Raw genomic sequence first — 12,781 nt, forward strand, 5'->3', positions numbered from 1 at the left:
GCGAGGGCCGCCGCACCCGGATGGGTGCGGCGGCCCTCGTCACTGTGCTCAGCCGGTCCGGCTATCCGGAGGTGCCCCAGATCGAGCCGGTTCCGCCCGGGTTGCCGTTGGCTCCCTGGGCGCCGCCGTTGTCGCTGCCGTCGGTAGCTCCGGAGTTGTCGCCCCCGCCGTCGGCTCCGGTGTTGTCGCCGCCACCGTCGGCTCCGGCGTTCTGGCCTCCGCCGTCCGCCCCGCCGTTCTGGCCTCCGCCGTTGGTCTCCTCGCAGTTCGGGTCGAAGAAGCCGCAGGACTTGGTCGGCGTCGGAGTCGGGCTCGGGGTGGTCTGCGTGGGCGTCGGGGTCGGGCTCGGATCCTCCGATGCCGTCTCCGAAGGCGTGGGACTGGGCGTCGGACTGGGGCTGACCGCGCCACCGCCCCACACCACATCGCCCGGGTCCTGCGGTTCCGGGAAGGGGATGGCCTTCTTGCCCTTCATCGCCGCGGTCATGTAGTCGTGCCAGATGGAGGCCGGGAACGAGTTTCCGTGGATCTTCGCCTCGCCACCGGTGCCGAACATCTTCAAGAACTCGCGGGTGGCGTTCGTCTCGTCGTCGTCGTACCGGAACATGCTGATGGCGGTCGAGACCTGCGGGGTGTACCCGACGAACCAGGCGGACCGGTTGCCGTCGGTCGTACCGGTCTTGCCCGCGGCCTCACGGCCCTCCAGGCGGGCGGGCTGGCCCGTCCCGTTCTCCACGACGTTCTTCAGCACGTCCGTGATGTTGTCGGCGATGAGCGGGGTGAAAGCGCGCTTGGTCTTCTTCTGGTGCTTGAAGACGGTCACGCCGCCCTTCTTGACCTCGGTCACCGAGTACGTGTCGTTCTGCTGGCCGCTGGTGGCGAAGGTGGCGTAGGAGCCGGCCATGCGGATGGCGCTGGGCGAGGAGGTGCCGATGGAGAACGAGGGAACGGTCGCGTCGGCCATGAAGGTGTCGTCCTTCAGACCGGAGGCGACGGCGACGTCCTTGACCTTGTCCGTTCCGACGTCCATGCCGAGCTGCACGAACGGGGAGTTGGCGGACTTCTCCATGGCCGTCCGCAGGTCGATGTCACCGTAGCTCTCGTCGCCGTCGTTGGTCTGACGCCACTCCTCGTCGTCCTGGTTCAGCCAGATCTTGCCCGTGTAGTCCTTGATCCGCAGCCTGTTGTCGCCGTTGTAGATGCTCTTCGGCGAGACCTGGGTGCGCTGGGATTCGCTCTGTTCCTTCCCACCGGACGGGTCGCGCACGCCGTACTGCATGGCCGCCGCCAGCACGAAGGGCTTGAAGGTCGATCCGACCTGGGCGCCGGTGGCGTCGGCGTTGTTCGTGAAGTGCGTGGTGGCGTCCTGGCCGCCGTACGTGGCGATGATGGCGCCGGTCTTCGCGTCCACGGAGGCACCGCCGAACTCGACGTGCGTGTCCGTCTTGGGGCGCTCCTTGGGCCGGATCTTGGCCTTGTAGACCTTGTTCACCGCTGCTTCGAGGTCCTGCACCCGCTTCTTCTGGAAGGTGGTGTGGATCTCGTAGCCGCCCAGTTCGAGCTGCTTGGCGTCGATGCCCTGGTCGTTGTTGGCGAGGAAGTACTTCTTCGCGAGCTCCACCAGATAGCCGGTCTGTCCGCCCAGCTTGGCGTCCTTCTTCGGCGGCAGCGGCATGGGGAACTTCGTGAACTTGGCGCGGTCCTCCGCCGACATGCGCCCGTCCTTGACCTGCTCGTCGAGAATCCACTCCCAACGTTCCTTGGCCCGCGTGGTGTTCTTCTTCTTGGTCGCGTTGACCTTGTCGATGTCGGTCGCGCCGGCCGGGTCGTAGTAGCTCGCGCCCTTGAGCAGGGTGGCCAGGAACGCGCACTCGCTCGCGTCCAGCTGGTTGGCGTCCTTGTTGTAGTACGTGCGGGCCGCTGCCTGCAGACCGGAGGCCCCACGTCCGTAGTAGGAGACGTTCAGGTAGCCCGCCATCACGTCTTCCTTGTCCTCCTCACCGGCGACCTTGAGCGTGATGAAGAGTTCCTGGAACTTCCGCTTCAGCGTCTGGTCCTGGGTGAGCATGGAGTTCTTGACGTACTGCTGGGTGATGGTCGACCCGCCCTGGGTCTCACCACCCGTGGCCATGTTGTACAGCGCGCGCCCTATACCCATCGGGTCGATGCCGCGGTCAGTCTCGAAGCTCTTGTTCTCGGCGGAGATCACGGCGTTGCGCATCGCGACCGGGATCTGCTCGTACTTGAGCTCCTGGCGGTTCACCGCACCACCGGTCGCCACCATCTGCGTGCCGTCGGCCCAGTAGTAGACGTTGTTCTGCGCCTTGGCGGTCTTGTTGATGTCCGGTGGAACCACCCAGGCGTAGGCGATGCCGCCAATGCCCATCAGCACACCGAGGAACCCGAGACAGAGCCCCGACACCAGCTTCCACGAGGGCACCCAGCGGCGGAACCCGTACTTGCCGTAGCGCGGGTAGTCGATGAACCTCTTCTTGCCGGGTCCACCGTTGTCACGCCCCCGGCCCCCCGGTCCGTCCGCACCTCCGCCACCGCGTCGCCGGCCGCCACCGCCGCCCGCGCCGGAGCCCCCGGCGTCGGCACCACGGCGTCGGCCGCCACGCTGGGCCGCGCGGCGGGCCTCGGCGCGACTGCCGTACTGGCGCTCCTCACCGCCCTGCGACTCGTAAGGCGATTCGGAAGGTGATGCCGAAGTGGCTCTGCGTGACGGGACTGCTCGGCGTCCGGTCGACTGCTGGGCGGCTCGTCTGGCCGCGGCACGCCCGCCACCTTGTGGCTGAGGCGTTTTGCGACGGTGCTCGCTCATGGAACGACTACTCCTCGGGCAGGCGAGAGCGCCTGGAAGCGGCAGTTGAGATCCGGTCCCCCCGAATTACGGACAAGCCACTGCGGAAGGCTCATCCGCAGCGCATCCGGCAGTCCGCGAAGACTGACGCGCGAGAGCGCCTCGCGGTTCCCGGTGGTCTGCATGCCGCACAGACTACGCACGGTCAAAACCCGCCTAGGGCCGAACTTCACCCCAAACAACGCAAGTCGAACCCTGGGAATTGTCGATGTGACGCCGTTCACGAAGGTCACCCTTGTCGAACAGGTCGGAGCGATCTATCGTGCTGATGTATCGAGTCGATACATCAGCACGGCATAAGTACGCCGGTGACTCCGGTGGACCGTGCCGACGGAAGCAGCGGGAGAAGGAGGAGGCACCGGTGAGCCGACGCTCCGGCATCCTCGAGTTCGCCGTTCTCGGCCTGCTCCGCGAATCGCCGATGCACGGCTATGAGCTGCGCAAACGCCTCAACACTTCGCTGGGGATCTTCCGTGCGTTCAGCTACGGGACCCTCTACCCCTGCCTCAAGACGCTGGTCGCCAGCGGCTGGTTGATCGAGGAGCCCGCCGGTGACCCGGCGGACACCGCGCCGGTCACCGGGCGCCCGGCCGCTTCCTCCTCCTCGCTGACGGGTCGCCGGGCGAAGATCGTCTACCGGTTGACGGCAGAAGGTAAGGAGCACTTCGAGGAGCTGCTGTCGCACACCGGTCCGGACGCCTGGGAGGACGAGCACTTCGCAGCGCGCTTCGCCTTCTTCGGCCAGACCGAACGCGATGTGCGGATGCGGGTTCTCGAAGGCCGGCGCAGCCGACTGGAGGAGCGCCTGGAGAAGATGCGCGCTTCTCTCGCCCGCACTCGCGAACGACTCGACGACTACACACTTGAGCTGCAGCGACACGGCATGGAGTCCGTGGAGCGCGAAGTGCGCTGGCTGAACGAGCTCATCGAGAGCGAACGGTCGGGACGGGATCGGCGACGATCCTCACCCGACGGCTCCGCTCAGCAGGACACACCTGGAGAGACGGGCGGCCTGCCCCGGCATCGGGACAACACCCCGCCGGATCCGTCCGACGACACCGCCAAGTGAAGTCATCGCACTCCGCGGCGACTTCATCGGAAACACCGATTACACAGGGAGCAACCGGAATGGGTTCGGTTCGCGTAGCCATCGTAGGCGTGGGCAACTGCGCCGCCTCGCTGGTGCAGGGCGTCGAGTACTACAAGGACGCCGATCCGGCCGGCAAGGTGCCCGGTCTGATGCACGTCCAGTTCGGCGATTACCACGTCAGCGACGTCGAGTTCGTCGCCGCCTTCGACGTCGACGCGAAGAAGGTCGGCCTCGACCTCGCGGACGCCATCGGCGCCAGCGAGAACAACACCATCAAGATCGCGGACGTGCCGAACACGGGCGTGACCGTCCAGCGCGGCCACACCCACGACGGTCTCGGCAAGTACTACCGCGAGACGATCGAGGAGTCCGCGGACGCCCCGGTCGACATCGTCCAGGTCCTCAAGGACAAGCAGGTCGACGTTCTCGTCTGCTACCTGCCCGTCGGTTCCGAGGTCGCTGCGAAGTTCTACGCGCAGTGCGCCATCGACGCCAAGGTCGCGTTCGTCAACGCTCTCCCGGTCTTCATCGCCGGCACCAAGGAGTGGGCGGACAAGTTCACCGAGGCCGGTGTCCCGATCGTCGGCGACGACATCAAGTCCCAGGTGGGCGCCACCATCACGCACCGCGTGATGGCGAAGCTCTTCGAGGACCGCGGTGTCATCCTGGACCGCACGATGCAGCTGAACGTCGGCGGCAACATGGACTTCAAGAACATGCTCGAGCGTGAGCGCCTGGAGTCCAAGAAGATCTCGAAGACGCAGGCCGTCACCTCGCAGATCCGTGACCGTGAGCTCGGTGCGGACAACGTCCACATCGGCCCCTCGGACTACGTGGCCTGGCTGGACGACCGCAAGTGGGCTTACGTGCGCCTCGAGGGCCGCGCGTTCGGCGACGTTCCGCTGAACCTGGAGTACAAGCTCGAGGTGTGGGACTCCCCGAACTCGGCCGGTGTCATCATCGACGCCGTCCGCGCGGCGAAGATCGCCAAGGACCGCGGCATCGGTGGCCCGATCCTCTCGGCTTCGAGCTACTTCATGAAGAGCCCGCCGGTGCAGTACTTCGACGACGAGGCCCGCGAGAACGTCGAGAAGTTCATCAACGGCGACGCCGAGCGCTGAACCGGCCTTCTCGGCTGACAGCCACACCGGAGTGCTGAGCGGAGACGCTCACCTCTTCCTGCCGCACGTCGGGGGTCCCCGGGCAATCCGCCCGTGGACCCCCGACGTGTGTGACGCTTGCTCCCATGTCTGTCGCGCGTGATCTGCGCACCCTGCTGCGCCTGCGGAACTTCCGCCGCCTGCTCACCGTGCGGCTCCTGTCCCAGTCCGCCGACGGCGTCTACCAGGTCGCCCTCGCCGCATACGTCGTCTTCTCGCCGGAGAAGCAGACGTCGGCCGCCGCCATCGCCTCCGCGATGGCCGTGCTCCTGCTGCCCTACTCCCTGATCGGCCCCTTCGCGGGGGTGCTGCTGGACCGCTGGCCCCGACGCCAGGTCTTCCTCTACGGAAACCTTCTGCGGGCCGCCCTGGCCTGCTCCACGGCGCTGCTGATCCTCGCCTCGGTGCCCGACTGGCTCTTCTACGCCTCGGCCCTCTGCGTCACCGCCGTCAACCGTTTCGTGCTGGCCGGCCTCTCCGCCGCCCTGCCCCGGGTGGTCGACACCGATCGCCTCGTCGTCGCCAACTCTCTCTCCCCGACCGCCGGCACCCTGGCGGCGACCGCGGGAGGCGGCCTCGCCTTCCTCGTACGACTGCTGGCCGACGAGTCCGACGCGGCGGTCGTGCTGCTGGGGTCGATGCTCTACCTGCTGTCCGCGCTGGCATCCCTGAGCCTGCCCCGCGCCCTGCTGGGACCGGACACCGACGGGAGCCCTCTGCGACTGCGGGCCGCTCTGGCCGTCACCGCACGCGGGCTCGTCGCCGGGCTGCGGCATCTCGCGCAACGGAACCACGCGGCCCGGGCCCTGGCCGCGATGACCGTGATCCGCTTCTGTTACGGCGCCCTCACGGTGATGGTCCTCATGCTGTGCCGCTACGCCTGGTCGGACACCGAGTCCGACGGGCTGGCCCTGCTCGGCCTGGCGGTCGGGGTCTCCGGCGCGGGGTTCTTCGTCGCCGCCGTCCTCACTCCATGGGCGGTGGGGCTGCTCGGTCGGTACGGGTGGATCGTGGGCTGCGCCGGGGCGGCGGCGGTCCTGGTGCCCGCTCTGGGGCTCTCCTTCGCCCCCGTACCGATGCTGATCGCCGCGTTCGTACTCGGCGTCGTGACCCAGGGGTCGAAGATCGCGACCGACACGGTCGTACAGACCTCGGTCGACGATTCCTTCCGCGGCCGGGTCTTCTCGCTCTACGACGTGCTCTTCAACGTCGCGTTCGTGAGCGCCGCGGGGGTGGCGGCGCTGATGCTCCCACCGGACGGCAGATCGGTCTCCGTCGTGGCGGTCGTGTCGGCGCTGTACGCGGTGGTGGCGGTGACGATGTTCCGCTGGCGGCGCACCGATGCCCACCGATAGCCGCTCATGGATGTGCCGAGGGGCGTTGTTTCACGTGAAACAACGCCCCTCGGCACATCCGGCCGGTGATGTTTCACGTGAAACATCACCCCGTCGGACTCAGTCCTGCTGCGCCCACCACTCCTTGAGCGCCGCCACCGCGGCGTCCCGCTCCATGGGCCCGTGCTCCAGGCGCAGCTCCAGCAGGAACCCGTACGCCTTGCCGATCACCGGCCCGGGGCCGACCTCCAGGATCTGCATGATCTCGTTGCCGTCCAGGTCGGGGCGGATCGAGTCGAGCTCCTCCTGCTCCTGCAGCAGGGCGATGCGCTCCTCCAGCCCGTCGTAGGTACGGGAGAGCGCGTTCGCCTTGCGCTTGTTCCGGGTCGTGCAGTCCGACCGGGTCAGCTTGTGGAGACGCTCCAGCAGCGGCCCGGCGTCACGCACGTACCGGCGCACCGCGGAGTCGGTCCACTCGCCGTCGCCGTACCCGTGGAAGCGCAGGTGCAGCTCCACCAGCTTCGACACGTCCTTGACCAGCTCGTTGGAGTACTTGAGCTCGGTCATGCGCTTCTTCGTCATCTTCGCGCCCACCACCTCGTGGTGGTGGAAGGAGACCCTGCCGTCCTTCTCGAAGCGACGGGTCCGCGGCTTGCCGATGTCATGGAGCAGCGCGGCGAGACGGAGTACGAGGTCGGGTCCGTTCTCCTCCAGGGCGATGGCCTGCTCCAGGACGGTCAGCGAGTGCTCGTAGACGTCCTTGTGGCGGTGATGCTCGTCACTCTCCAGGCGCAGCGCGGGAAGCTCGGGCAGCACATGCTCGGCCAGCCCCGTATCGACCAGGAGCCCCAGGCCCTTGCGCGGGTGCTGGGAGAGCAGCAGCTTGTTGAGTTCGTCGCGGACCCGCTCGGCGGAGACGATCTTGATCCGCTCGGCCATCTCCGTCATGGCGGTGACGACGTCGGGGGCGACCTCGAAGTCGAGCTGCGCGGCGAAGCGGGCCGCGCGCAGCATGCGCAGCGGGTCGTCGGAGAAAGACTCCTCGGGCGTGCCCGGAGTGCGCAGCACCCGCTCGGCGAGGTCCTTCAGGCCTCCGTACGGATCGACGAACTCCTTCTGCGGCAGGGCCACAGCCATGGCGTTGACCGTGAAGTCGCGGCGCACGAGGTCGTCCTCGATGGAGTCGCCGTAGGAGACCTCCGGCTTGCGCGAGGTCCGGTCGTACGCCTCCGACCGGTAGGTCGTGACCTCGATCTGGTAACCGTCCTTCTGGGAGCCGACAGTGCCGAAGGCGATCCCGACCTCCCACACCGAGTCGGCCCAGGGGCGGACGATCTTGAGCACATCGTCGGGGCGGGCATCGGTGGTGAAGTCCAAGTCGTTCCCGAGCCTGCCCAGCAGTGCGTCGCGGACCGAGCCGCCGACCAGCGCGAGGCCGAATCCGGCCTCCTGGAATCGACGGGCGAGGTCGTCGGCGACCGGGGACACCCGCAGCAGCTCACTCACCGCGCGGTGCTGCACCTGGCTCAGTGCACTGGCGTTCTCTTCGTTGGCGTTCGGCACAACAGAAAAGGGTACGTGCACGGACCGGTCGCGGCGTCATCGTTTACGGGGACCCTGCGGCGTACCCGCGATCATGTGCGACGGACCCCAGCACTTCGGCCCGCCGCACCTCGTTACCATGCGGGGACGCAGGACCGAACGATCGACAGCATCTGACGACGAAGAGGGACGGGTAGGCGCGTGGCCGAGGCGGCAGACTTCCGGGGGACGCGTCCGTCCCCTGCCCGCCGGTGGCTCCGGCGCACGGCCTCCGCGGTGCTGGGAGCACCGCTGCTGGCCGGTCTCCTGGCCGTTCCGGCCGCCGGTGCCGCCCCGGCCGCCGAGCCCGCCAAGGCGCCCACAGGCTCTCGTACGGTCGATGTGTCCCTGGACACGCTCTCCCCGAGCGTTCCCACGGAGGACGACACCCTGACCGTCTCCGGAACGCTCACCAACAAGGGCAAGGAGACGATCAGCAGCGCCGAGGTCGATCTGCGGGTCGGCCCCCGGCTCTCCGGCCGGGGCGAGGTCGACGACGCCGCCAAGCGCTCCACGTATGTTCCCGGCGCCGACCCGGTCACCGTCGGGGACAAGTACACGGTGAAGTTCCCCAAGCTCGCCAAGGGGATCAGCCAGGACTTCACACTCACCGTGCCCGTCGACAAGCTGGGCCTGGACGACGCGGGCGTCTACCAGCTCGGCGTCTCGGTGTCCGGCCGGACGACCACCACCCCCTACGAGCAGGTGCTGGGCATCGAGCGCTCGTTCCTGCCCTGGCAGCCCGAGGCGAGCGACAGCCGGACGAAGCTCACCTTCCTCTGGCCGCTGATCGCCTCTCCCCACGTCACGGCGGAGACCCGCTCGGACGAGCAGCAGACCCCCGTCTTCACCAACGACGACCTGGCCAAGGAGCTGGCGCCCGGCGGCCGGCTGGAGCAGATGGTGTCCTTGGGCAGCCGGCTCCCCGTGACCTGGGTCGTCGACCCGGACCTCCTGGCGAGCGTCGCGGCGATGGCCGGGAAGTACGAGGTCGAGTCGGGTGACACGACCGTCCCGGGCAAGAACCAGAACGTCGCCAAGGCGTGGCTCACCGCCCTGGAGAAGGTGGTGGAGGACGGCAAGGTGATCGCCCTGCCCTTCGCCGACCCCGACCTGGCCTCCATCGCGCACCGCGGCAAGAACGTCTCCGGAACGCTCAGCCATCTGCAGAACGCCTCCACGGTGGCCACAACCACGGTGGAGACCATCCTCCACGTGAAGCCGTCCACCGACTTCGCCTGGCCCGTGAACGGCGCCGTGGACTCCTCCATCGTCGATGTGGCGACCTCGGCGGGCGCCCACAACGTGATCGCCCGCAGCGACAGCTTCCGGGAGACCGCTGGGCTTCCGTACACGCCGACCTCGGCGCGGCCGATCGGCGGCGGCACCACCGCCGTCGTCGCGGACGCCCGGCTGTCCACCCTGTTCGACGGCGACATGTCGAGGGCGGGCGCCTCCACCCTCGCGGTCCAGAGGTTCCTCGCCCAGACCCTCGCACTGACCGAGCAGGCGCCCGACAACGAGCGCAGCATCGTCGTGGCCCCGCCGCGGATGCCCACCGCCGCGCAGGCCCAGACGATGGCCCGCGCGCTGGAGGGCCTGTCGGGCAACCGCTGGACGCAGCCGCTCGACCTCGTCTCCGCCGCGGAGGTGAAGCCCGACCCGAAGGCCACCGCCAAGGTGCCCCGGGCCGCCGCCTACCCGAAGAAGCTCCGCGCCCAGGAACTGCCCACACAGGCCTTCCAGGACATCCGCACCACCCAGGGCTCGCTCGACAGCTTCGAGACGATCCTGACCCAGCCCGAGCGCGTGGTGACGCCCTTCGGCAACGCCGTCAACCGCTCGATGTCGACGTCCTGGCGCGGCCGGTCCCTGGAGGCGCAGCAGTACCGGGACGCGGTCCGCGACTACCTGCAGAGCCTCACCTCCGAGGTGCAGCTCATCAAGAAGTCCGACGTCACCCTCTCCGGGCGCAGCGCGACGATCCCGGTCACCGTGCAGAACAAGCTGGTGCAGGGCGTGGACCGACTGGTTCTCAAGCTGACCTCGGACAACATCCGGCTCAAGTTCAACGACGACGGCTCCATGGCCGAGCTGCCGGTCAGCATCGCCGGCGGGCACAGCCAGTCGGTGAAGTTCGACACGGCGACCAGCGCCAACGGCCGGGCCCAGGTGACCGCACGGCTGTACACGGAGGACGGCACCCAGTACGGCGAAGAGATGACCTTCACGGTGAAGGTCTCCGAGGTGACGCCCACCGTGCTGCTCGTGATCGCCGGCGGACTGCTGCTGCTGGTGCTGGCGGGCATCAGGATGTACAGCCACCGCAAGCGCGCCGTGGCAAGCGACACGGCGAACGGCAACGGCGACGAACCCGAGCAGCCGAGTGACCCGACTCCGGACACCGGTCCGGAAAGCGGGGCCCCGTCGGGAACGGGTGAGAAAGTGGACCGTTGAGCGATGTCTGTCGTGGCCGGTCGGCCGGGGACGATGAGGTAGGGGTTTCGATGAACGCGCCGTACGACGGTGACCGCGGGCAGGGCGCGGGCGGAGCAGCGTCTCCGGGCGGGCCTCCGGTTCCTCCGGGCGCGGGCCAGGACGGCCCCGTGCCGCCGGACCCGTACCTTCAGCACGCCTACGAGGACGACCCCTACCGGGCACAGGACCTGGCCGCCCAGGACCCGGTGGGCGAGGCCCTCTACGACCGCGCCGCGCACCCGCCGCCGCCTCCCGGCACCTACCAGGAGCCGGCGCCGCTCTACCAGCAGCCGCCCGCCGCCCCGTACGCCCCCGACCCGCGCATCTGGGCCCAGACCCCGCCCCCCGAGCCGGCGGGGCCCTCCCGGCACCTGCCGTACGGGGACCGCCCGGCGACCACGCAGTTCGTCGGCGTCGACGACCTCGTCACCCAGGCATCGGACGACCGGCAGGAGCCGGACGCCTTCGCCCATCTCTTCCGGGACCAGGAAGGATCGGGCAAGCCTCCGGTACCGCCCCAGCCCGAACCGGCTCCCGCCCCCGCGCCCGCCAAGGGCGGCGGCGGCAAGGTCTCCGGGCTCCTCAAGTCCAGCGCGGTCATGGCCGCCGGCACGCTCGTCTCCCGGCTCACCGGCTTCGTCCGGTCCCTGGTGATCACCGCCGCACTCGGCGCCGCGATGCTCGGCGACAGCTTCACCATCGCGTACACCCTGCCGACGATGATCTACATCCTCACCGTCGGCGGCGGCCTGAACTCCGTCTTCGTCCCCCAGCTCGTCCGCGCCATGAAGGACGACGAGGACGGCGGCGAGGCCTTCGCCAACCGGCTCCTGACCCTCGTGATGGTCGCGCTCGGCCTGATCGTCGCCGCCGCGGTCCTCGTGGCGCCGGTGCTGATCCAGCTGATGTCCAACACGATCGCCGACGACGTGGCCGCCAACAGCGTGGCCGTCACCTTCGCCCGGTACTGCCTGCCCACCATCTTCTTCATGGGTGTGCACGTGGTGATGGGTCAGATCCTCAACGCCCGCGGCAAGTTCGGCGCGATGATGTGGACCCCGGTCCTGAACAACATCGTCATGATCATCACGTTCGGGCTGTTCATCTGGGTCTACGGCACCTCCGCCGAATCCCGGATGGGCGTCGACACCATCCCGCCGGAGGGCATCCGGCTGCTCGGCATCGGCACCCTGCTCGGACTCGTCGTCCAGTCCCTGGCGATGATCCCCTACCTCCGCGAGACGGGCTTCCGCTTCCGCCCCCGCTTCGACTGGAAGGGCCACGGGCTCGGCAAGACCGTCAAGCTGGCCAAGTGGACCGTGCTGTTCGTCCTGGCCAACCAGGCGGGCGTCCTGGTCGTCACCCAGCTCGCCACCGCGGCGGGCAAGCTCTCGGGCCGGGACGGCACCGGGTTCCTGGCCTACTCCAACGCCCAGCTGATCTGGGGCATGCCGCAGGCCATCATCACCGTCTCCGTCATGGCCGCGCTGCTGCCCCGCATCTCCCGGGCCGCCCACGACAACGACCCCGGTGCGGTCCGCGACGACATCTCCCAGGGGCTGCGCAACTCGGCCGTCGCCATCGTGCCGGTGGCCTTCACCTTCCTCGCCCTCGGCCTGCCGATGTGCACCCTGCTGTACGCCTCCAGCGGCGCCGAGGCAGCCCGGTCCATGGGCTTCATCCTCATGGCCTTCGCGCTCGGTCTGATCCCGTACTCCGTGCAGTACGTCGTGCTTCGCGGGTTCTACGCCTACGAGGACACCCGGACCCCCTTCTACAACACCGTCATCGTGGCGGCCGTCAACGCCGCCGCCTCCGCGCTCTGTTACGTCGTCCTGCCCGCCCGCTGGGCCGTCGTCGGCATGGCCTTCTCCTACGGTCTGGCCTACGCGGTCGGCGTCGGCGTCGCCTGGCGCCGACTGAGCAACCGGCTGGGCGGCGACCTGGACGGCGCGCACATCGTCCGGACCTACGCCCGCCTCTGCATGGCCGCGGTGCCCGCCGCCCTGGTCGGCGGCGCCGTCGGGTTCGGGATCCTGGAACTCGTCGGCACCGGCGCTCTCGGCTCGCTGGCCGCACTGATCTGCGGCGGCGTCCTCCTCCTGGGCATCTTCTTCGTCGCGGCGAAGAAGATGCGCATCGAAGAGGTCAACGGCCTGGTCGGCATGGTCCGTGGACGGCTCGGACGCTGAATGAGCACCCGCCCGCACAACCATCTCCGCACTCCGCGTGTCGTGCATAGCGCTGGAGTGTGGGCACAATTGGCGTGACTGTG

At 68.7% G+C, this 12,781-nt stretch carries 7 protein-coding genes; 5 read left to right on the top strand and 2 right to left on the bottom strand.

All coding sequences use genetic code 11. From position 1 onward, the window contains the following. Positions 1–61 precede the first annotated feature (61 nt). A complete protein-coding gene (locus G3I54_RS07755; RefSeq protein WP_164612392.1) occupies positions 62–2,824 on the bottom strand; it encodes a transglycosylase domain-containing protein in 2,763 nt (920 codons plus the stop codon). 400 nt (positions 2,825–3,224) lie between these two features. Between G3I54_RS07755 and G3I54_RS07760 the strand changes: the two genes are divergently transcribed. The 3 genes from G3I54_RS07760 (at position 3,225) to G3I54_RS07770 (ending at position 6,468) form a co-directional block, all read left to right on the top strand. Then, a complete protein-coding gene (locus tag G3I54_RS07760; RefSeq protein WP_164612394.1) occupies positions 3,225–3,932 on the top strand; it encodes a helix-turn-helix transcriptional regulator in 708 nt (235 codons plus the stop codon). 59 nt (positions 3,933–3,991) lie between these two features. Continuing rightward, the gene (locus G3I54_RS07765; protein WP_164612396.1) at positions 3,992–5,074 is read left to right on the top strand and encodes an inositol-3-phosphate synthase; all 1,083 of its coding nucleotides are present in this window, start codon (positions 3,992–3,994) and stop codon (positions 5,072–5,074) included. Between the two features lie 125 nt (positions 5,075–5,199). Continuing rightward, on the top strand, positions 5,200–6,468 hold the full coding sequence (locus tag G3I54_RS07770; RefSeq protein WP_164612398.1) for an MFS transporter: 1,269 nt from the start codon (positions 5,200–5,202) through the stop codon (positions 6,466–6,468). 99 nt (positions 6,469–6,567) lie between these two features. Here G3I54_RS07770 and G3I54_RS07775 read toward each other — a convergent pair whose 3' ends face one another. Beyond that, a complete protein-coding gene (locus tag G3I54_RS07775; protein WP_164612399.1) occupies positions 6,568–8,010 on the bottom strand; it encodes a CCA tRNA nucleotidyltransferase in 1,443 nt (480 codons plus the stop codon). 180 nt (positions 8,011–8,190) lie between these two features. Here G3I54_RS07775 and G3I54_RS07780 point away from each other — a divergent pair, with 180 nt between their 5' ends. Beyond that, positions 8,191–10,485 carry a DUF6049 family protein gene (locus G3I54_RS07780; protein WP_164612401.1) on the top strand — a complete coding sequence of 765 codons (2,295 nt, stop codon included), beginning with the start codon at positions 8,191–8,193 and terminating at the stop codon, positions 10,483–10,485. A 50-nt stretch (positions 10,486–10,535) separates the two neighbouring features. Continuing rightward, on the top strand, positions 10,536–12,698 hold the full coding sequence (gene murJ, locus G3I54_RS07785) for a murein biosynthesis integral membrane protein MurJ (RefSeq protein ID WP_164612403.1): 2,163 nt from the start codon (positions 10,536–10,538) through the stop codon (positions 12,696–12,698). The last annotated feature ends 83 nt before the right edge of the window (positions 12,699–12,781 follow it).

This window comes from Streptomyces sp. SID14515 (assembly GCF_010548505.1).
In the GTDB taxonomy this organism is placed as follows: domain Bacteria; phylum Actinomycetota; class Actinomycetes; order Streptomycetales; family Streptomycetaceae; genus Streptomyces; species Streptomyces caviscabies.